This is a genomic window from Faecalispora anaeroviscerum (assembly GCF_947568225.1).
Classification (GTDB): Bacteria; Bacillota; Clostridia; order Oscillospirales; family Acutalibacteraceae; genus Faecalispora; species Faecalispora anaeroviscerum.
On sequence record NZ_CANOOQ010000001.1, the window covers coordinates 716,719 to 737,121 of the forward strand.

Genomic DNA, 20,403 nt, shown 5'->3' on the forward strand with positions numbered 1-20,403 from the left:
AAAGCTTTGTTTTATATATTCTTGAAGGAAGGGATGTAAAGTATGGAAAATTTATTTGAATCTAATCTTCAACCTGGCTTCCATGCGATTTCTGAAGAGGAAGGTTCCATCAGCAATTTTAGCATTGCACGTCTCTTTGGCATCAAGGTTTTGGAAAACATCCAGGATAAAATATCCAAAGCGACCGGCCTTGCCTTTGTAACCGTTGATTACCGGGGTGAACCGATTACAGAGATGACTTCCTTTACTCCTTTCTGCCGGCAGGTTCGCAGGGATGAAAACGCCAAACGAATCTGTATGTCGTCCGATGCGTTTGGTGCGATTCAGGCAGCGGTAACACAAAAGACCTATGTCTATTTTTGTCCGTGCGGGTTGATCGAGATTGCGATCCCGATCATTGTGCGGGGTCACTATCTGGGGGGATTTATCGGCGGTCAGATCCGCTGCGAGGATGCCCCAACTGATATTTGCCGGCTGGAAAGTGTTCTGCATCATACCCGCAATCACAGAGAAGACCCGGAGATGAACGAGCTGTTTCAGTCGATCGCCGTTTATCCCTATGAAAAGTTTTTCCATATTGCTAATCTGGTTTCACTCATTGTGAACCAGCTTGCGGAAAAGGAATTGTCCCGCTTAGTGCAGAAGGAAAATTTGGATAAAGAGCTGGAAGCACTCAATGAACAGAAAAAAGAGATGGAGGCCGAGCTGGCCGCATTGAAAACACAGATGAATCCTTATTTTTTATTCAAGAGCCTGAATGCGATCTCCAATCTTTCTGTGGTGGAGGATGCCCCCCGTACCAACCGGGCGATTAATTTGTTTGCGGAGTTTATGAAATTCAATTTTTCCGAAACAAAGGACAATGTTTTTGTGCCGGATGAAATTGAGAATCTGGAGCGCTACCTGAAAATCCAGAAAGAACGAATGGGCGAACAACTGCAGTATGTACTCGATATGTCAGAAGAACTGAACATGCAGAAGATTCCAAGCAGAATTTTACTCCCGTTTGTGGAAAGAGCTGTTTTTTACGGGGTTGGGCAAAAGCGGGAGCCTGGTACGCTGCGAATCAGCGCCCGGTATCAGGAAGATGACGTGGTGCTCCAGGTTGAGGACGACGGCCCGGGCTTGAGCGACAAGAAAATTGCCCAGCTGTTTAAGCAGTACAAGGGTTTTTATGAGGGCGGCGCAATCGAGGCCAGTATCGCGTTTTCCCGGCAAAGGTTGGTTAATTCCTTTGGCTCCGGGTACGATGCTGTAATCAAAAGTGTAGATGGCGTTGGAACCACCAGTACCGTACGCTACCCGAAAAACTTTGATGAAAAGGCTAATTGATCATGTATAAGATATTGATTGCAGATGACGAACAGTTGATGCGGGATGCTTTGCAGATCATGATTGAGAAGGTACCCGGCTTTGAGGTCGCGTTTTCCGTCAGCAATGGGGAAGATGCAGTGGAGTTGTGCCGAAAAGAAAAGCCGGATATTGTTTTTATGGACATTATGATGCCCGGCATGTCTGGAATTGAGGCCAGCAAACGAATCTATGCCAACAATCCTGAAATCACAATCTACATATTGTCTTCGTATAATCATTTTGATTTTGCTATTGAAGCGCTGCGTGCCAAGGTAAAAGAGTATATTTCAAAGCCTGTTTCCTGTGGTACGATCCGAACCCTGCTGGAAAAGCACAGCCGAAGCAGCCAGCCGGAGCAGATATACTTGGATATGACCTTAAAGGTTTTGAAGGAAAAGGACTTTAAGCAGATGTATTACCAGGTTCCAGAGATCGTACAGGAGCTGTACCGGAGCTGCGGATCAAACCATGAGCAGGTACAAGCGGCCGCAGAGCAGTTGGGACAGAATGTGTTTAATCACCTGGGCCGTGTTTCGGCTCGCCCTGTTCCTTGTGCGGAGCTATTTCCGCTCAGCGAGGCTTCCCTTGCTTCACCTGCCGGTATGGAGGTTTGGCTGTTCCACGTTATGAATTATATTTTTCAGCAGATCAGCATTCGCAAGTATGAGCTGCTTCAGAATGTGTTTTCTTATATCAATGCGCACGTTCAGGAGGAAATCGGACTGACGCAAATCATTGATAACTGCGCGGTCAGCCAGGGGTATTTGAGCCGTATTTTCAAGAACTGTCTCAACGTCAGCGTGATGGAATATCTGCACTTAAGGAAGCTAATGCTCGCGAAGGAATACTTCCAGGCCACAGACCTTACCGTTGCGGATGTGGCGTTTCGTCTGGGTTACAATGAAAGCGGCTATTTCAGCAAGGTGTTTAAGAAGTATGAGAACATAACCGTCTATCAATATAAAAAAGCCGTCGGAGCATCCTCCGAACGGTAGCGGCACAAGGGGCAGGTGACAGTGATGTGCGATTATTTGGTAACCTCAGAATCAGTGACAGAGGGGCATCCCGATAAGGTGTGCGACCAGATTTCCGACGGAATTCTGGATGCCTACCTGACCAAGGACCCCAATGCCAGGGTTGCGGTGGAAACCATGGTATCACCCGGCGTAGTCATGATCGCCGGCGAGGTGACCTCCAGTGAACAGGTGGATGTGGAGGATGTGGCCCGCAGAATACTGCAGAGCGTTGGGTATACCGATGAGAAAAAGGGAATGGATTACCGCACCTGTATGGTTTTAACAAATCTGAACGCCCAGTCTGCGGACATTGCCAGAGGGGTGGACGGGGAAAATCAGCCGGTCGGCACCAGCACAAGCCTTGGCGCCGGAGACCAGGGAATCATGTACGGTTATGCGTGCAATGAAACTCCGAGCTATATGCCGCTTACGGCGGAGCTGGCCCATAAGCTGGCAAAACGATTGGCGGATGTACGCCATCAGGAGCTGCTGCCCTGGCTGTATCCAGACGGAAAAACCCAGGTGACCATGCGGTATTCTTCGGAGGGAAAGCCGCTCGAAATTACCAGTATTATTGTTTCGGCACAGCACGACGACGGAATCGGGTATGATTACTTACAGGACGCAATTTTAAATGAAGTGATTCATTCCGTGATTGATTCCGGGTTGCTCAGCTATCATACAAAAATACATATTAACCCCACGGGACGCTTTGTTACGGGTGGCCCGGCGGCTGATGTCGGCCTGACCGGCAGAAAAATCATGGTGGATACGTACGGTGGTACGGGCCGTCATGGGGGAGGAGCTTTTTCGGGAAAGGACCCGACAAAGGTAGACCGGTCTGCAGCCTATATGGCCCGCTACGCGGCAAAGAACATTGTGGCCGCTGGTCTGGCGGAGCGTTGCGAGGTTTCTCTGGCTTACGCCATCGGCCTGCCGGAGCCCGAGGCGGTTACGGTAAATCCCTTTGGTACACAGCGGATTCCTCTCAATGATTTGAATGAGATAATCAGAGAAGAGTTTTCTTTTTCGGTTTCGCAGATTCTTGAGCAGCTTCAGCTGCGCAAGCCTCAGTTTTTAAAAACAGCATCCTATGGGCATTTTGGCCGCGAAGATCAGGGATTTCAGTGGGAAAAAACAGATCGAACGGAATCGTTACGAAAAAAAGCGGTGACTTGTATCAGTAATAGATTTATTTAATTCAAAAAGGAAAGGTTGAAGGGTATGGATTTATTCGCGCTGGTTGCAGCGTTTGGCGGAGGAGTTTTAGGCGCAATGCTGGGAGCGCTGCCGGTATTTATTTTAACAGGTGTATTTGCGGTCACAGGTGGCTTGATGGGAATGGCAGGGATTGCTGAGCTTTCTGTCGGCAGTATTACGTTTGGTGCAATGCTGGGGCCACATGTTGCTTTTGCAGGCGGTGTTGCCGCGGCAGCCTTTGCGGGCAAAAAGAAGCTGATTCCCAATGGCGCGGATATCCTGTATTCCCTCAACGGCACGGGTAATTCTGCTGTGCTTTGTGTAGGTGGAATGTTTGGAATGATGGGCTATATCATCAAGTTCTTCTACGGTAATATACTTCATCTGAGAACGGATCTGCCCGCAATCACAGTGATTACACTTGCAATTATTACACGCCTGGTGTTTGGTACCACTGGCCTGTTCGGCAAATATGAAGGGACGGAAAAGAGAGCGTGGGTTCCCACGGGCAGCTCGCTGGTGTATAACATTGTGTTGGGTTTAGGTATCGGCGTTGCGGTCAGCGGTGTGGCGGTTTCTCTTCTCTCTTCCGGTGCTTCCAAAGAGGCGATGGCAATGTTCCCGATTGCTTGCTTTGGCTTGAGTGCGGTCAGCTTAATTTTTGTTCAGACGGGCTTTGCGGCTCCGGCATCTCACCACATCACTCTGCCGGCAGCTTCGGCGGCCGTGATAACCGGGAATGTATGGATCGGCGTTTTGGTGGCCATTTTCTGCACGGTTTTGGGTGATACACTGGCTAAAACCTTTAACAGCCACTGCGATACCCATTTTGACCCGCCGGCCTTTACAATCATGCTTAGCATGTTCCTTGTAAACGGATTGTTTGCATAAAGATAGGTTTTGTCAAAAAGGAACTATCATTTTTTTAGTACAGGAGGAATGCAGTATGTCAAATGAAGCATTAGGCATGATCGAAACCAAAGGTCTTGTCGGCGCGATCGAAGCGGCAGACGCAATGGTGAAAGCAGCAAATGTTGTTTTGATCGGCTATGAGAAAATTGGCTCCGGCTTAGTCACGGTAATGGTGCGCGGAGATGTTGGCGCGGTTAAAGCGTCGGTGGATGCCGGCGTAGCGGCGGCTGACGCGGTGGGAGAGGTTGTTTCCCGCCATGTAATTCCGCGGCCCCATGCAGACACAGAAAAAATACTGCCGTAAGCTGCGGCGAGGAATGACCGGCCCGACCGCACCTTAGCGGCGGGCCGGAATCGAAAGCAGGGAGGTGTGCAAGGGTTGAAGCACACAGATCAAACAGTGGAAACCATTGCAAAGCTTGTTTTGGAGCGGCTGCGCGAAATGCAGACCTGTATGGTGCCGGTAGGGGTATCGAACCGTCATGTGCATCTGAGCCAGGCGGATCTGGAAGCTCTGTTCGGTTCAGGGTATCAGCTGACTTCAATCAAGGAGCTGGGGCAGCCCGGCCAATTTGCGGCCAAAGAAACGGTTACGATCATCGGGCCGAAGGGCAGCTTTGAGAACGTTCGTATTTTAGGGCCGGTACGCCCTAAGAGTCAGGTAGAGATTTCTCTTTCGGACAGCTTTCGTTTGGGGGTCAAGGCCCCCATCCGTGAATCAGGTCAGCTGGAAAACACGCCCGGCCTGCAGCTTTGCGGCCCATTGGGAACGCTAGAGTTGCCCTGCGGCGCCATTGTGGCGTTGCGTCATATCCATGCTACGCCGGAGATTGCGGAGCGTATGGGAATTTTTGATAAAGAAATCGTCGAGGTAGAAACCTGCGGCGAAAGGCGCTGTGTGCTCGGGAATGTGCTGGTCCGCGTTTCAGAGAAATCTGCGCTGGAAATACATGTGGATACCGATGAGGCAAATGCTTGCGGACTCAAAAATAATGATTTTGTCCTCATTCGCAAATGCCGCTGAATAGGAAAGTATAATTGATTCACTTAAAAACAAATGTCTACTTTTTGATGAATCGATTTTAGAGTGAGTTTACGATAAGGAGCTGACAGCTATGAAATTAGATGATAAATTAATCGAGCAGGTGGCTCGTCTGGTCATGGAAGAAATGAAAACCGGAGGCAGCGCGGCGTGTGAGAAGAATGGGGCCTGCGGTAGCAATGGGATTTTCGATTCCATGGATGACGCGGTGGTGGCCAGCGAAGCGGCGCAGAGAAAATACCTGTTTTCTTCCATGGAGGATCGCCAGAAATATGTCGATGTGATTCGCCAGACGGTGCTGGAGCCGGAACTGCTCCAGAAAATTTCGTGTATGGCGGTAGAAGAAACCGGCATGGGCAATTATGAACATAAGCTGATCAAAAATAGTTTGGCAGCGAAAAAATCCCCCGGAACCGAGGATCTCATCACCGAGGCCATGACCGGAGACCACGGCCTGACTCTGGTGGAATACTGCCCCTTCGGCGTGATTGGCGCGGTCACTCCCGCAACGAATCCAACCGAAACCATCATCTGCAATTCCATCGCGATGCTTGCGGGCGGCAATACCGTTGTGTTCAGTCCCCACCCCAGAGCCAAGAATGTGACCCATGTGCTGGTAACTGCCCTGAATCAGGCACTGGAAAAGGCCGGCGCTCCCGCGAATCTCATTGTAACGGTGAGGGAACCCTCCGTTGAGAATACCAATCTGATGATCAAGCATCCGAAAATTCGGGTTCTGGTCGCCACGGGCGGCCCCGGGATCGTAAAAATGGTTATGTCTACCGGCAAAAAAGCCATTGGAGCGGGCGCGGGCAACCCTCCGGTTGTTGTGGATGAAACGGCAGACATTGAGAAAGCGGCCAAAGACATTGTTGACGGCTGCAGTTTCGATAACAACCTGCCCTGCATTGCGGAAAAAGAGGTTATTGCGGTCGATACGATTGCGGACTGCCTGATTTGGCATATGAAAAATGCCGGTGCGTTTGAGATTAAGGAAGAAAGCACCATCAGCCGCCTGCTTCAGCTGGTCACAAACGAAAAAGGTGGCCCCAAGGTGGAGTTTGTCGGAAAGAGCGCGCCTTATATTCTGAATAAGCTGGGGATCAGCGGCGGAGAAAACGCGCGTGTGATTATTATGGAGGCACAGAAGAATCATCCGTTTGTGATGGAAGAGCTGATGATGCCGATTCTGCCGATTGTCCGCGCTGCGGATGTCGATGAGGCCATTGAAATCGCGCTGGTGGCCGAGCGCGGCAACCGCCATACCGCCATGATGCATTCAAAAAATATCGACAAGCTGACCAAGATGGCAAAGCTGCTGCAAACGACGATCTTTGTCAAAAATGCGCCGTCCTATGCCGGAATTGGCGTGGGCGGGGAAGGCTGCACCACCTTTACGATTGCGGGCCCAACGGGTGAAGGCCTGACCACTGCCCGCTCCTTCTGCCGGAAGCGCCGCTGCGTCATGTCAGATGCGCTGCATATCCGCTGAGTGGGGAGAGAAATCAACGGAAACGGAGGCGTACCCGCATTGTTGGAACTTGAAAGAATCAATGAATATATTGCGCAGGTAGAGCGCTCTGAAACAGAAACCTTTGAACCCTGCCCCGGTAAACTGAAGGTAGGGCTGGATTTGGGCACCGCTTATATCGTGCTTGTGGTACTGGATGCCGAGGATCACCCGATCGCCTGTGAAAAACGAGCGGCAAGCGTCCTACGCGACGGTGTTGTGGTAGATTATGTTGGCGCCTGCCGGGTTGTACGCGAACTGAAAGAAAAGCTGGAGGCCCGCCTGGGCCAAACTCTGGAGCAATGTGCCATCGCCATGCCGGCCGGAACCGACAGTAGCCTGAAAACGCACACCTATGTTGCGGAAAGTGCGGGAATGCAGGTTGTTAATGTCCTTGATGAACCGACAGCCGCAAACACCATTTACCGTGTTTCTGAAGGAGTAGTTGTGGATATCGGCGGCGGCACCACGGGCCTTGCTATTTTGAAGGACGGCAAGGTGGTTCAGATCGAAGATGAGCCGACAGGCGGCACGCACCTGACCCTTGTGCTGGCCGGCAGCTACCAAATCCCGATTGCGGAGGCGGAGGCCATTAAACTCGATTCCTCCCGCCATGCGGAGATTTTCCCTGTCGTGAAAGCGGTGATCGAGAAAATGGCGGCCATCGTAAAAAAGTATGTGAGTAAAGAAGCTGTCAGCGCGATTTATCTGTGTGGCGGAACCTGCTGCCTGGCCGGGGTGGAAGCGGTATTTGAAAAAGAAACCGGAATCCCAACCTATAAGCCGCAGAACCCGTTTCTGGTCACACCGGCGGGGATCGCCATGAACTGTATTGAAAAATAACCCCTCAATGGGAGCGGGAGGAGCTTTTTATGCTGGTAGGAAAGGTGATTGGGAATATCTGGTCGACCCGTAAGGAAGAAAGCCTGAGGGGATTAAAGTTTCTGGTCGTCTGCCCTCTGGATTTACTGGAGGGAGGGAAGCCCGGTACCCCCATTATTGCGGTAGACAGCATTGGTGCGGGAATTGGGGAAACGGTACTCATCGTCAGCGGAAGCTCTGCCCGAACCGCGATTGGCCGTCCGGATGTCCCAGTGGATGCGACCGTAGTCGGTATTGTAGACGATAAAGAAATCAATACCAATGTACTGTAGTATGAATCACGGACCAGAATAGTTGTCTCTCACCGCCAAACGCGGGGAAGAGAGAACGAGTTTTGTTGCGTGATGTTCATGGAAGATCAGTATTAGTGAAACAGGATGGTGATAGTATGGATTTGATCGAAGCGGTAAAGGCTGCGGGTGTGGTAGGGGCAGGCGGAGCCGGATTCCCTACACATGTGAAGCTTGCCGCCAAGGCGGAGTGTTTTGTGGTAAACGGCGCGGAATGCGAGCCGCTGATCGAAACAGATAAGTATTTGATGCGCACCTTCCCGGATCAGATCGTTCAGGCGGTCGTCGAAGTTGCCTCCCATGTCGGAGCAAAAAGAGCCGTGATTGCCCTGAAAAAGAAGTATGTCAAAGAGGTCGCTGCGCTGCGGCAGTCTATCGCGGCATCCGGTGCGCAGATCGAACTGTTTGAGATGTCGTCCTTTTACCCAGCCGGGGATGAGCAGGTACTCATTCAGCAGGTGTGTGGCACTTCGGTTCCCGAGCGCGGAATCCCGCTCGATGTGGGTGCCGTGGTGGATAACGTGGGAACTCTTCTGAATATTCACGACGCCTTGCAGGGAATTCCCGTAACCGAAAAATATTTGTCTGTCGTTGGCGAGGTGGAGCGCCCAGTGATGCGTAAGGTTCCGCTGGGAACCCCTCTGCGCGAATGTATTAGCAGTGCTCGCCCGCGGCTTCAGGATTATATCGTGATACTCGGCGGCCCTATGATGGGGCGCGTTGTGACTGACCCCGCCGAAATCGATCATCTGGCCGTTACGAAAACAACCGGGAATCTGATTGTTCTGCCAAGGGAGCATTATCTCGCGTGCCGGGCGGCGCTGTCGCTTCACAGAATGAAAGTGCAGGCCAAAAGCGCCTGTGTTCAGTGTCGGATGTGTACCAGTTTGTGCCCACGGTACCTCATTGGGCATCAGATTCAGCCCCATTTAATGATGCGTAACCTGTTTCGCGAGGATTTGATTACCGATAAGGACGAGTACCAAAAGGTGTTTGGGCAGGCTGCCAATTGTTGCGACTGCGGTGTGTGCGAAATGTTCTCCTGTCCTATGGGGCTTTCGCCCCGCAAGGTAAACGCTTACCTGAAAGGCCGGCTGCGCGAGCAGGAAATTCAGACGCCGCGTAATCTTTCTCCAAAGGCCAGAGACGGCTCTTTGTATGGCAAAGTACCGACTGATCGCTTGGTGGCTCGTTTGGGGCTTTCAGAGTATTATCACCTGCACGCTGGCGACTATTGTACGGAGCTTTTTCCGGAGCAGGTATGGATTTCATTCCGGCAGCATATTGGAAAGCCTGCCGTTCCAGCTGTACAGGTCGGAGAAACGGTACATAAGGGTTTTTTACTGGCATCGGCCGCCCCGGAGGGACTCTCCGCCAATATTCACGCCAGTATCAGCGGAATCGTAACAGAAATCAATGCGGACGGCGCATGCATTCGCCGCGATAGGGAGGCTTAAGAACAATGAAAGAAGCAATTGGAGCAATTGAGCTTTCCAGCATTGCCCGCGGAATCGAAGTCAGTGATCAGATGGTCAAGGTGTCCAACGCCGAATTGGTGAAAGCTTCCACGGTGTGTCCCGGTAAGTACATCGTGATTATCGGTGGAAGTACCAGCGACGTGAAAACCTCTATGGAAAAAGGAATTCAAGCTGCGGAGGAATATTATGTAGACAGCTTGATGATTCCCAACATTCATTCTCAGCTGATTCCCGCTATCGGCCTGACGAATCCGGTGGAAGCAATCAAGGCGATTGGCGTAATGGAGTTTTACTCGGTAACGTCGGGTATCCGCGCGGCAGATATTGCCGCAAAGGCCGCAAACATTACACTGATTGAAGTAAAAATAGGCTATGCTATCGGAGGGAAGGGAGTCGTTCTTCTCACAGGAGATGTAGAAGCGGTGAAAACTGCGGTTGCGGCGGCGACGGCGGAAACAGAGCTTCTGCTTTCCACCACGGTAATCGCCCGCCCCTCCGAGAAAATTTTTCAAACATTGCTATAACAGTTTCCGTTCTCTCTTAGCCGCCCGAAGCTTCGTTTTGGCTTGCGAGGTGAGGGGATTCACAAGATCATTTCATTTACCTCTAAAAGATTACTCTCCAAAAAAGCAGGCATCAAAAGGATGCCTGCTTTTTTTCTGTGATTTGAATCAATTGGACTGCGTTGGAAACAGCTCCGGCCAAAACAAAAGGCCTTCTCACCCGGTCTTGAGAGAGAAGGCTTTTTATTTGATCATACGGTAATATCGATTAGGTGGTCGTTTGAAAAGCTTGCGGTATCACCAACATTAAATTTGGCCTGCGTTGTCTGCTGTTTGTCCTGTGCCTGCTTGTTAGACTGGTTCTGCAGCTGCTGAATCTGCTGCTCAACCTGAGAAATCTGCTGCTGTACAGTCGAAATTTGCAGTTGAACCTGTTCGGAATCATCCCCCGAAACATTGCTTTGTAGCTGGGTCAGTTCCTGCTGCAGCTGCTTCTCCTCCGCGCGCAGCTTGTTGATTTCGCTCTGGCTGCTGCTGGTCGTGGTAGTATAGTTACTTGTACCTGAAATTGCAGAAATACTCATTAACAATCACTATCCTTTGTACTGAAATAGAGTAAAAATCCTTCTAAAAATCATATCGGTTTAAATGGGGTATTCTTTAATTAGAATTCAGTGAGTTTTCTCTGAGAAAAAGCTCGCAATTGTTCAGGCACTATGAAATAACACAAGTTTTTCCTGACAGTGTAAAGGTAAAAAATGGGTCAGACGCGATTCTGCCCGGGATTTCGGGAAAATCAGATGGAAATGGCCGTATTTGGTGCCTGATCTGGGTCATGGGAGCGTTTGGTTCCGTTCTCACAACTTTAGTGGGACAGTCTGCGTTTGACTTTTTTCGGGATAGGTATAAAATCAAGGTGACGAAGAATGATGCTATGAGAAAAGGAGTGTTTTTATTATGGAAGAGATTGCTTTAAAAGCAGTCATTAGAGAAGAAAAGCCCAAAAAGGTGAGAAGAGAAGGCTTTATTCCGGGGGTCCTCAATGGCCCTGGCACCGCATCCACTCCTGTGCAGTTTGAAAGCACCGACCTGAACAAAATGATCGCGCGGCACGGCACAAGCACGAAATTATGGGTCATGCTGGGCAGTGAAAAGAAATTTGGATTTATGAAAGAGCTTCAGCGGAACCCGGTAGACGGAAAGCCCCTTCATGTGTCCATTCAGATGACCTCCGAGAATCAGGACATTAAAATGCAGCTCCCAATTCAGTTCCACGGCCATGGTGATTTGGAACACAATCTTCTGCAATTGCAGGTGTATCGTTCCGAAGCCGAAGTAGAAGGTAAGGCTGCACTGATTCCAGATGAAATTGTGGTTGAGGTTTCCGATAAAAAGGCTGGTGAAGGCGTTACTGCCGCCGACTTCCATCTTCCCGAGGGAGTACGGACGATCGATCCGGAAGGTGAAGTCTACGCTGTTATTAAGGCGGTAAGGGCAGTGGTTGCTGATGATGCAGAGGAAACCGAAGCGGCGGCAGAGGGAGCAGCCAATCAATCATGAAAATGCTTCCGATTTTTCTCTGATTAAGAAATAGCCAAAACCCCTCATCTAGAAGAGGTAGCGTTCAAATACAGGCCTATTTTGTCTGTGTTATTGTTTTTTATAAAATCCCGCAGTCCAGATAGGACAGCGGGATTTTGCTTTTATTTTCCTCTTGCTATGACGGAACACACGTTCTATAATGAAGATAAAAACAGAACATGTGTTTGGTGGTGAGGGTATGGATTGAATGATATTACATTCAGACTGCAACAGCTTTTATACAAGCGTTGAGAATCTATACCGGCCCGAAATGCAGAATCAGCCGGCAGCCGTGGGCTGCGATGTGGAGCATCGCCGCGGAATTATCCTTGCCAAAATCAGCATTTTACAAAATGAAAATGAACAACAAAAAATCCCGCCTAGCCTTTAAACTAAGCGGGATTTTATTGGAGCTGCTAACGCGATTCGAACGCGTGACCTCGTCCTTACCAAGGACGTGCTCTGCCAACTGAGCCATAGCAGCAAACTGGCGACTCGGAACGGGTTCGAACCGTCGACCTCTAGCGTGACAGGCTAGCGTTCTAACCAACTGAACTACCGAGCCGTGTAAGTACACGGAACTATTTGCGGGGACAACGATAGTTATTATATCTGGTTTTATTCATTCTGTCAATATCTTTTTTTAATTTATTTTTAGTTTTTTTGAAAAAACTTGGAGGAAGAAATATGGCGGATTTATATTTATAATTTGGAAAAATAGAAAAAAGCGTCGGAGATGATTAGTTGTCATTTAGATAGGATTCAGGTATAATATACTTAATAACCTTTTAAGAACTACATAGTGAGGAATCTAAGATGTTTGAGAGATTTTTTTCAATGCTGGGCAGAGAAATCAGCAATAGTGTGAGTGATGTGGTTCATTCAGAAGAATTTCGGGATTTAAAGCAAGAGGTGAAAGACACCTTTCATGATGCGGTAGGCGAGGGGAGTTCCCGACGCCGGAGCAGAAGAAGCCGGCACAGGTCCCCCCAGCCGCCTATTTCTTCGGATCCTTCCGTTCAGGCTGATATTCGCCCCCTGCGGTATTCGGATTCTCGCTTCCCGTGGAAGCAGGTTTCCAGCATTCTCCTTTTGATATTTGGAGGAGTCTTTGCTCTTACTTCCCTTCTTTTGATGGTTGGCGTCATAACAATGGCCGCAACGGGGCAGGCCGCGTATTTAATATGGGCTACCCTCTCCACAACAATACCGTTTGGTGGGATTTCCGCATGGATGATTACGCAGGGCTGTAGGATCCGCGGAAGATTAAACCGTATTGTTCGTTATTTAAGCGGTGTTGGCAACGCGAAATTCTGTTCTGTTGATCAGCTGGCCAAGCTGGTGAGAAAGACCCCGGCATTTGTGGTGAAAGATCTGGAAAAGATGATCCGTTCCAATATGCTGCCTGATGGATATTTGGACGATCAGAAAACCTGCCTGATGCTAGGGGAGGAAACATACCAGCAATATCTTCATGCGCAGCAGTCTATGGAAGAGCGCGAACGCCGGAATTACCAGAAAGAAGAGCAGGAAGCAGGTACGGCACCTTCTAAAGGACGAGAATTGCTGAATCAGATCAGTCAGGCGAAAATTTTTATTACGGATGAAGTAATCCTTCTGAAAATTTCCCGTTTGGAGAGCGTCACGGAAAAAATACTGAATTATGTGGAAGAGCATCCGGAAAAGGAATCGCAGATCCGTAAATTTAATGACTATTATCTTCCGACTACATTAAAGCTGATTCATTCTTACTGCCATTTCGATAGCCAGCCCGTACAGGGGGAGAATATTACCTCTGCCAAAAAGCAGATTCGCGAGAGTTTGGATACGATTAATACTGCCTTTGAAAATCTTCTGGATAGTTTGTTTGGGGATGCCACAATGGATATTTCCTCCGATATTTCCGTTTTAGAGGTCATGTTGGCCCGCGAAGGACTTACCGGGGATGACTTCAAAAAATCTGATAATACAAAATAACAAATTTTGTTTTTATTTCCATGTCAGAAATTGCATTTGAAAAAAGGTTACAAGAGTGTTACACTTTAGCCACATTCAAAAAACGTTTCGAATTTTGAATGAACTCGAATAAAAGGAGGATGTGGATGATGGATTGTCAGGATTTGATTCAGCTGCTGCTCCAGTATATGGGCCAGTGTGGCAAATAAGATCGAAAAAAGTCAGATGAAATTCTATAACCGATAATAAAGGAGATTTGCGTTATGAACTGCAACGATTTGTTTGAACTGCTGCTCCAGTACATGGGTCAGTGCAATAAATAAGAAATGATGTGCAACAGCCCGAGGCCATTGGCTTTGGGCTGTATTTTTATTTTTAGAACAGGTTGTTTTTGATTTGTTCTGATTGGGTTCATAGTTTTCACATAACTTACCGATATACTAAGGACAGTAAAAAAATACTGCATTTATCGCCTGCGGTTGGTCGGAATACCGGTCCGCAGGCTGGCAGACAAATTTCAAGTGCCTTTCTGTAAGGCTTACTATAAATTGAATTTTCCTTTTGAAACATGCTAACGATTCCGCCTGACAGCGGAAAAAACCTCCACATTTCCGGCTCCGGATTTGTGGAGGTTTTTATTGTTTTAAAACTGGCGCGTGAAAATATCGCTCTTTTCGAGCAGATCTTCAACCGTATCAAATCCTAAGCGATGCAGAAGCTCTATGACATAGGGATTGTCGATGGGGGTGGGGTAGGTAGCGGTGTTGCCGTATTCAAATACATTCTTTCGGCCTTCCTCTTTAGGAATCAGCGCCTTGGGCCCTCCGACACAGCCGCCGACACAACCCATTCCCTCAATAAAGTTAGCGGTGAGCTTGCCCTCCAGAGCGCTGCTGAGCATCTCTTTGCAGGCGCGCACACCGTCGGCATGCGCCGCACGAACAGAGATCTTACGGTCGGGGTTCAGGCGTGCTACCGTGCTCTGCACCGCCTCACTGACGCCGCCGGTGCCGGCATAAATACGGCCCGCGCGAGAAGAATGGTCACGTTCATCCTCGGGCATAGATATGAGATCAATCCCGGCAAAATCGAAAACATCCTTAATTTCCTGAAATGTCAAAACAAAGTCGGTGGAATCCGATACATCAGGCTCTCTCGCCTCGGCCTTTTTGGCCAGACAAGGCCCAATAAAGACGGTTACCGAACCCGGGTATAGTGTCTTAATGGCTCGTCCACAGGCCACCATGGGAGACACAGCGCCCGGCACATGGGGAATTAGCTGGTTGTACACTTTGCGGATCATTGAAATCCACATGGGACAGCAGCAGCTGGTCAACTGATAATCTTCTTCCTTCTGGATGTTTTTGTCGAATTCCAGAGCTTCCTTCAGCGTGAGGATGTCCGCAAACAGTGCTACCTCTACCATGCCGTCGAACCCGATTTTCTTAAAGGCACTGCGCAGCTTGCCAGGAGTAACATCGCTGCTGAACTGGTTGATGAAAGCCGGTGCCACCATTGCATATACCGGTGTTTTTGCGTTTTGAACGGCGGCCATCGCGGGAAGAATGTCGCGGCTTTCCGTCAGCTTTTTGGCGTGGCAGTTGTTGACGCATTCGGAACAGCCGACACACAAATCCTTGTTAATGGAGGTGTTTCCGTTTTCATCGCGGTACAGCGCATCAAACAGGCATTTTCCTGAGCAGGATGCGTTTGATTTTTCACTACAATCGCAGTCGCCAATCCGAATGACCGGTGCGTATTTCGACGGATTCAGCAGGCAATCCAACTGATGGGGGTCAAATCCATCCTGCCTGACCTGTTCCAGTTCCTCATCCAGATGATTCTGTACGGAGGCCTTGACCAATCTGCTGTAAAGTTCTTCAAATGTTGTCATGACGATGCTCCTTCTGCCGGGGCGCATGATCTGTGCAAGAGAAACGCCCGTTTCCATGTTATTTTGGGGATTCCTGGAATCATTATACGATTATTGGAGAAATTATTCAATTGACAGGCTGCTTGAAACAGCCTGTCAGGCTTTATGAATTCTGTAAAATTATGATGGAACAAGGTTGTAATCTCCTGAATATGTCTTTTTGACTGGAATCTTAGCAGCAAAAAGGCCCTTCCTATGCAGAGAAACTGCGGGGGAAGAACCTTGCTTTTGATCGATTGCGTATGCAGCTTTATTCTGTACCGGAATCAGGCACTTTGAAAGCAAGCATTAAATATCCATCGTCCCCATCAGGCTGCGCATCGCAAGAATGGTGCGTTCCATCAGCTCATCCAAAGTCCAGCCGAGCATTTCGGCTCCCCTTGCGATCACGTCGCGGGAGCATCCCGCCGCAAAGCCGGTGGATTTGAATTTTTTTCTGACCGATTTCAGCTCTAAATCCGAAACGCTTTTAGAGGGCCGCATAATTGCCACTGCGCCGATCAGGCCGGTGAGTTCGTCGGTTGCATACAGAATCTTTTCCATGATGTGCTCCGGGGGAATATCCACACGGATGAAATGCCCATGGCTGGCCACCGCGCGAATCAGCCGTTCATCCAGTTTGCGTTCCCGCATGATCTCCTGGCATTTTATACAGTGTTGCTCCGGGTATTGCTCAAAATCCAAATCGTGAAGTAATCCTACCACTTTCCAGAATTCCACATTGTCCGGGTCGTATTCTTGTGCAAAATACCCCATCACGCCGGATACAATTTTCGCGTGGCGAAGATGAAATTCATCCTGATTATACTCTTCCAGCAGAGCCTGTGCCTGCTCCAGGGTGGGAATCGTTCCCATGGCGGTCAACTCCTTTTGCTTGTGTTTGTCGTTAGTATAACGCAGAAATCGACTTCTGTCTACACTGCTGCAAATTACATATATGTTTGATTCAAGTCGGGATGCAAATGAATGAAAATCATCTATCAAAAAAGACAAGAGCCGCAGGGCTCTTGTCCAAATGATGTACATAATATGCATTCGATCATGGTTATCGTACTGAATAGTATGTTGTTCTCTTTCCATTTTTTAATGCTTTAAAAAATATACCAGAACACTGCCGAGAGCCATGATAAAGGTGAACGCGATTCCGACCTTTTCATTAAAGATATGAAGCATATTGTAAATTTCTTCGGTTTGCAGCAAGTGAAAAATGTCTTCGGCACTTTTTCCTCCCTGGCGAATTTTGCGACGCAGAAAAAAGTAAGAAAACAAATAGAAAACAGACAGCGCAATGTACAGGGAGATTACCCCCATAGAGGTATCGCGCCCCATAGCAAACTGAGCGAAAGCGAATGCGAACACCAACATAGTAGCAATCATCATCAATTGCAGGAGATAATATTTTATGTATTTCAAAAGAATCCTTCTTTCTTAAAATAATCAGCAGTTTTCACTATTCTTCCGCTGAGTCACCTTCGGTTTGTATGTCGCTGGCCGATTGTCTGTAATCATCCAGAAAGCTGTGGGTTTGTCCGTCCTGCCGGTAACCAAGGACAGTATCCAGATTTACGTTATGCATGCTGCGAAAAATATTGATATCTACCTGAGGGTTGTCCTTGCGCAGACGAGCGATCAGTTCTTTCACCATTGCTCGCTTCGAACCGTTGTTTTCTTTTTCTGTGCAAACGGGGGTCGCCTCGGACAAGGGGCACCCGCAGCGTACGAACTCCAGTGAGTTATAACGTTTCCATGCCAGAACATCGCGCTCGCGTACCAGATAAAGCGGGCGGATGATTTCCATGCCGGGGAAATTGGTGCTGGGGAGCTTCGGCATCATCGTCCTGATTTCCGCGCCGTACAGCATGCTCATCATCGTGGTTTCGATCACATCATCAAAATGATGCGCCAGTGCAATTTTATTGCAGCCAAGCTCTTTCGCCTTGGCATACAGGTGGCCCCGCCGCATTCTGGCACACAAATAGCAGGGGTTGCCGCCGGAATGGCTCACAATCTCGAAAATGCGGGAAGAGAACAGCGTTAGGGGAATGCCGAGCTGTTCGGCGTTTTGAGCAATCAGTTGCCGGTTGTATTCATTGTAGCCGGGGTCCATCGACAAAAATTCCAGCTCAAACGGAATCTCTGTGTGGCGCTGCAGCATTTGCAGGCACTTGGCCAAGAGCATGGAGTCCTTGCCGCCGGAGATGCACACGGCAATCCGGTCGCCCGGCAAAATCAGCTGGTAATCCTTGATTCCGCCAATCATGCGGTGCCAGATTTCTTTGCGGTATTTTTTTAAGATGCTTTGTTCAATTTTTAAAGTTTCTTCCATCATTTCGCGCCTTTATTTAAAATTTATGTAGTTGCTCTCCCAGATTTCCGGGAAATAATATAAAACCCATTATAGCACGCCAGTCTAGCCACGGTCAAACAAATGCATAAGAAAAAAAGCGGCTAACGCCGCTTTTTCAGAGAAAACAATAGGGAAAAAATCAATGCCCGCGAGTGAATTGTGATGCAGCCATTCAGGTTATTCTTCGTTTCTGCGGGGGAGGGGAACCTCCGGCATCAGCTCATCATACATCACAGTCAGAATGTGTTCCAGTAAAGAAACTTCCTGCGGCGTAAAACGATCCTGAATCCGTTCGATCACGGTCAGAATATAGCCGTGATTCAGGTTGTAATATTCAAAATATTTTGGGGTGACCTCTAAAAAATACTCCCGTTTATCCATTTTGGAGCGTATTTTTTTTAGGTAGCCCTTTTGAATCAGGTTCGTTACCTTATAAGCCGCGTTTGGGGGTGAAATTTGAGCAAAGGAGGCAAATTCATTGACCGTTGGGTGCTCCAGCGCATGAATAATTTCAATGCAGTAGGTTTCCACTGTGGTCAGGCTTGCTTCGCGGCTTTCGAACCGGGAAAACACCTTTCGATAAAATTGTAGCTTAAATTTCGTATATACGTCTGAAAAAGCTTGTTCCAGCATTCGTGATCTCCTTTGTGGGTGATACCGGGCAGCCCGCGCCACATTACATCGTTTTTGTTCTTAAAAGGACTCAGTCCCCAATGGCAAAGGTTAGCTCAGCGGAAGCGGCCACCTTACCGTTTACAGTGGCCGTTGCGGTTCCAAAGCCAACCGGCCCGCGCTGGCGGGTAAGCTCACAGGTCAGCTCCAGCACGTCGCCGGGCACCACCTGTTGCCTGAATCGGGCGTTTTTAATGCCGCCCATAAACCCGATTTTTCCTCGGTTTTCTTCTACGGACAAAATTGCGACCGCACCTACCTGGGCCAGCGCCTCAATGATCAGAACGCCGGGCATCACATGCTTCTGCGGAAAATGTCCGCAGAAAAACGGCTCATTTACGGTAACGCATTTGATCCCCTTGGCCCATGCCCCGGGCTCGCCGTCCACAATTTTATCCACCAGCAGAAACGGGTAGCGGTGGGGTAGAATTTCCTGAATCTGATTGGAATCGAGCTGCATGTTATTCTTCCTCCCAACGTTTGAAAATTAGGCTGGCGTTATGGCCGCCGAATCCCAGAGAGTTCGAGAGTGCATAGCGCAGATCAGCTTTACGGCCTGTGTTAGGCACAACGTCCAAATCGCACTCTTCATCCGGTACCTGATAGTTGATGGTGGGGGGGACAAAGCCCTCCTTCAGTGCAAGAACGGTCAAAATCGCTTCCACCGCTCCGCTGGCTCCCAACAGGTGGCCTGTCATCGATTTGGTGGAGCTGATCATCAGCTTGTGTGCATGGCTGCCAAATACCGCCTTGACAGCTCCCGTTTCGCTTTTGTCGTTCAGTGGGGTAGAGGTGCCGTGTGCGTTAATATAGTCGATCTCTTCCGGCTGAATGCCTGCGTCGGCAATGGCCTGCCGCATGCACTCCTTAGCGCCTTCGCCGTCGGGGTCGGGCGCGGTAATGTGGTAAGCGTCGCAGGTTGCGCCGTAGCCGACTACCTCTCCGTAAATTTTTGCGCCGCGCGCCTGTGCGTGCTCCAGACTTTCCAGTACAAGAATCCCCGCGCCCTCGCCCATCACAAAGCCAGACCGCTCTTTGTCAAAGGGGATCGAAGCACGGCCCGGATCATTGGATTCCGCCAGCGCCTTCATCGAGGTAAATCCGCCGATGCCCAGCGGGGTGATAGAGGATTCCGCACCGCCGCACATGGCAACGTCTGCAGACCCGCTGCGAATCAGGTGGAACACATCACCAACAGCGTTGGTGCCGCCTGCGCACGCTGTGACCGGGCAGGTCACCATGCCGCGAAAGCCCGAACGGATGGCAATATGTGCAGCACCCATATTGGCGATAGACATGGGAATAAAGTACGGCGAAACGCGGTCAAACCCCTTTTGCTCGCCGCGTGCATGCTCTGTTGCAATGGTACCGAGCCCGCCGATTCCGCTGGATACGGAAATGGTGCAGCGATAGGGATTTTCCTGTTCCATCGAAAGTCCGCTGTCCGCAAAGGCCTGATCGGCCGCAGCAATTGCCAGCTGGGTAAAGCGATCCAGCTTTCTGACTTCCCGTTTGTCGATATACTGCTCCGGCTGAAAGTTTTTCACCTCGCCGGCAATTTTGACTTTTTGATTGGATGTATCGTACAGAGTGATTGGCGCAATACCGCATACTCCGGCCTTAGCGGAGTACCAGGTTTCGTCTGCATTCAGGCCGATGGGGGTAACCGCCCCCAGCCCTGTAATGACAACGCGTCGTTCTGTCATAGTAACCTCCTGAAAATGTCCG

At 49.3% G+C, this 20,403-nt stretch carries 22 protein-coding genes and 2 tRNA genes; 14 read left to right on the forward strand and 10 right to left on the reverse strand.

Annotation, left to right across the window (positions count from 1 at the left end):
- Nucleotides 1–42 precede the first annotated feature (42 nt).
- The 11 genes from QOS46_RS03515 (at nucleotide 43) to QOS46_RS03565 (ending at nucleotide 10,207) form a co-directional block, all read left to right on the forward strand.
- The gene (locus QOS46_RS03515) at nucleotides 43–1,332 is read left to right on the forward strand and encodes a sensor histidine kinase (RefSeq protein WP_283607347.1); all 1,290 of its coding nucleotides are present in this window, start codon (nucleotides 43–45) and stop codon (nucleotides 1,330–1,332) included.
- Nucleotides 1,333–1,334: 2 nt separating this feature from the next.
- Nucleotides 1,335–2,348, forward strand: a complete 1,014-nt coding sequence (locus tag QOS46_RS03520) for a response regulator transcription factor (protein WP_283607348.1) — start codon at nucleotides 1,335–1,337, stop codon at nucleotides 2,346–2,348.
- A gap of 24 nt (nucleotides 2,349–2,372) precedes the next feature.
- Nucleotides 2,373–3,569 carry a methionine adenosyltransferase gene (metK, locus tag QOS46_RS03525; protein ID WP_283607349.1) on the forward strand — a complete coding sequence of 399 codons (1,197 nt, stop codon included), beginning with the start codon at nucleotides 2,373–2,375 and terminating at the stop codon, nucleotides 3,567–3,569.
- 24 nt (nucleotides 3,570–3,593) lie between these two features.
- On the forward strand, nucleotides 3,594–4,460 hold the full coding sequence (locus tag QOS46_RS03530) for a hypothetical protein (protein WP_283607350.1): 867 nt from the start codon (nucleotides 3,594–3,596) through the stop codon (nucleotides 4,458–4,460).
- 55 nt (nucleotides 4,461–4,515) lie between these two features.
- On the forward strand, nucleotides 4,516–4,785 hold the full coding sequence (locus tag QOS46_RS03535) for a BMC domain-containing protein (RefSeq protein WP_283607351.1): 270 nt from the start codon (nucleotides 4,516–4,518) through the stop codon (nucleotides 4,783–4,785).
- Nucleotides 4,786–4,860: 75 nt separating this feature from the next.
- Nucleotides 4,861–5,505 (forward strand): phosphate propanoyltransferase, encoded by a 645-nt coding sequence (locus QOS46_RS03540; RefSeq protein WP_283607352.1) that lies wholly within the window; start codon nucleotides 4,861–4,863, stop codon nucleotides 5,503–5,505.
- 91 nt (nucleotides 5,506–5,596) lie between these two features.
- A complete protein-coding gene (locus QOS46_RS03545; RefSeq protein ID WP_283607353.1) occupies nucleotides 5,597–7,015 on the forward strand; it encodes an aldehyde dehydrogenase family protein in 1,419 nt (472 codons plus the stop codon).
- Between the two features lie 39 nt (nucleotides 7,016–7,054).
- Nucleotides 7,055–7,876 carry an ethanolamine utilization protein EutJ gene (eutJ, locus tag QOS46_RS03550; RefSeq protein WP_283607354.1) on the forward strand — a complete coding sequence of 274 codons (822 nt, stop codon included), beginning with the start codon at nucleotides 7,055–7,057 and terminating at the stop codon, nucleotides 7,874–7,876.
- A 29-nt stretch (nucleotides 7,877–7,905) separates the two neighbouring features.
- A complete protein-coding gene (locus QOS46_RS03555) occupies nucleotides 7,906–8,187 on the forward strand; it encodes a EutN/CcmL family microcompartment protein (RefSeq protein WP_283607355.1) in 282 nt (93 codons plus the stop codon).
- A 116-nt stretch (nucleotides 8,188–8,303) separates the two neighbouring features.
- A complete protein-coding gene (locus tag QOS46_RS03560; protein WP_283607356.1) occupies nucleotides 8,304–9,662 on the forward strand; it encodes a 4Fe-4S dicluster domain-containing protein in 1,359 nt (452 codons plus the stop codon).
- A 5-nt stretch (nucleotides 9,663–9,667) separates the two neighbouring features.
- Nucleotides 9,668–10,207 (forward strand): BMC domain-containing protein, encoded by a 540-nt coding sequence (locus QOS46_RS03565; protein WP_283607357.1) that lies wholly within the window; start codon nucleotides 9,668–9,670, stop codon nucleotides 10,205–10,207.
- A 230-nt stretch (nucleotides 10,208–10,437) separates the two neighbouring features.
- On the opposite strand, the gene QOS46_RS03570 is transcribed toward QOS46_RS03565, so the two are convergent.
- Nucleotides 10,438–10,770 carry a FlxA-like family protein gene (locus QOS46_RS03570; protein WP_283607358.1) on the reverse strand — a complete coding sequence of 111 codons (333 nt, stop codon included), beginning with the start codon at nucleotides 10,768–10,770 and terminating at the stop codon, nucleotides 10,438–10,440.
- Nucleotides 10,771–11,143: 373 nt separating this feature from the next.
- Here QOS46_RS03570 and QOS46_RS03575 point away from each other — a divergent pair, with 373 nt between their 5' ends.
- Nucleotides 11,144–11,746, forward strand: coding sequence for a 50S ribosomal protein L25 (locus QOS46_RS03575; protein WP_283607359.1), 603 nt, complete (start codon nucleotides 11,144–11,146; stop codon nucleotides 11,744–11,746).
- Between the two features lie 229 nt (nucleotides 11,747–11,975).
- Nucleotides 11,976–12,158 carry a hypothetical protein gene (locus tag QOS46_RS03580; RefSeq protein WP_283607360.1) on the forward strand — a complete coding sequence of 61 codons (183 nt, stop codon included), beginning with the start codon at nucleotides 11,976–11,978 and terminating at the stop codon, nucleotides 12,156–12,158.
- Nucleotides 12,159–12,175: 17 nt separating this feature from the next.
- Here the strand turns inward: QOS46_RS03580 and QOS46_RS03585 are convergent.
- A tRNA-Thr gene (locus QOS46_RS03585) sits at nucleotides 12,176–12,251 on the reverse strand.
- Between the two features lie 4 nt (nucleotides 12,252–12,255).
- Nucleotides 12,256–12,332: transfer RNA gene (locus QOS46_RS03590), tRNA-Asp, on the reverse strand.
- A gap of 251 nt (nucleotides 12,333–12,583) precedes the next feature.
- Between QOS46_RS03590 and QOS46_RS03595 the strand changes: the two genes are divergently transcribed.
- Nucleotides 12,584–13,744: a 5-bromo-4-chloroindolyl phosphate hydrolysis family protein gene (locus QOS46_RS03595; RefSeq protein ID WP_283607361.1), complete on the forward strand. Its 1,161-nt coding sequence runs from the start codon at nucleotides 12,584–12,586 to the stop codon at nucleotides 13,742–13,744.
- A gap of 622 nt (nucleotides 13,745–14,366) precedes the next feature.
- Here QOS46_RS03595 and QOS46_RS03600 read toward each other — a convergent pair.
- The 7 genes from QOS46_RS03600 to fabF all read right to left on the reverse strand — a co-directional run bounded on the left by QOS46_RS03600 (nucleotide 14,367) and on the right by fabF (nucleotide 20,381).
- Nucleotides 14,367–15,674, reverse strand: coding sequence for a [Fe-Fe] hydrogenase large subunit C-terminal domain-containing protein (locus QOS46_RS03600; RefSeq protein WP_283607362.1), 1,308 nt, complete (start codon nucleotides 15,672–15,674; stop codon nucleotides 14,367–14,369).
- 270 nt (nucleotides 15,675–15,944) lie between these two features.
- Nucleotides 15,945–16,511: an HDIG domain-containing metalloprotein gene (locus QOS46_RS03605; protein ID WP_283607363.1), complete on the reverse strand. Its 567-nt coding sequence runs from the start codon at nucleotides 16,509–16,511 to the stop codon at nucleotides 15,945–15,947.
- Between the two features lie 228 nt (nucleotides 16,512–16,739).
- Nucleotides 16,740–17,069 carry a hypothetical protein gene (locus tag QOS46_RS03610; RefSeq protein WP_283607364.1) on the reverse strand — a complete coding sequence of 110 codons (330 nt, stop codon included), beginning with the start codon at nucleotides 17,067–17,069 and terminating at the stop codon, nucleotides 16,740–16,742.
- Between the two features lie 37 nt (nucleotides 17,070–17,106).
- Nucleotides 17,107–17,982, reverse strand: coding sequence for a tRNA 2-thiocytidine biosynthesis TtcA family protein (locus QOS46_RS03615; RefSeq protein ID WP_283607365.1), 876 nt, complete (start codon nucleotides 17,980–17,982; stop codon nucleotides 17,107–17,109).
- A 198-nt stretch (nucleotides 17,983–18,180) separates the two neighbouring features.
- On the reverse strand, nucleotides 18,181–18,636 hold the full coding sequence (locus tag QOS46_RS03620) for a MarR family winged helix-turn-helix transcriptional regulator (protein WP_283607366.1): 456 nt from the start codon (nucleotides 18,634–18,636) through the stop codon (nucleotides 18,181–18,183).
- Between the two features lie 70 nt (nucleotides 18,637–18,706).
- Nucleotides 18,707–19,135, reverse strand: a complete 429-nt coding sequence (fabZ, locus tag QOS46_RS03625) for a 3-hydroxyacyl-ACP dehydratase FabZ (protein WP_283607367.1) — start codon at nucleotides 19,133–19,135, stop codon at nucleotides 18,707–18,709.
- A 1-nt stretch (nucleotide 19,136) separates the two neighbouring features.
- Complete coding sequence (gene fabF / locus QOS46_RS03630) at nucleotides 19,137–20,381, reverse strand: beta-ketoacyl-ACP synthase II (RefSeq protein ID WP_283607368.1); 1,245 nt, start codon at nucleotides 20,379–20,381, stop codon at nucleotides 19,137–19,139.
- Nucleotides 20,382–20,403 lie beyond the last annotated feature (22 nt).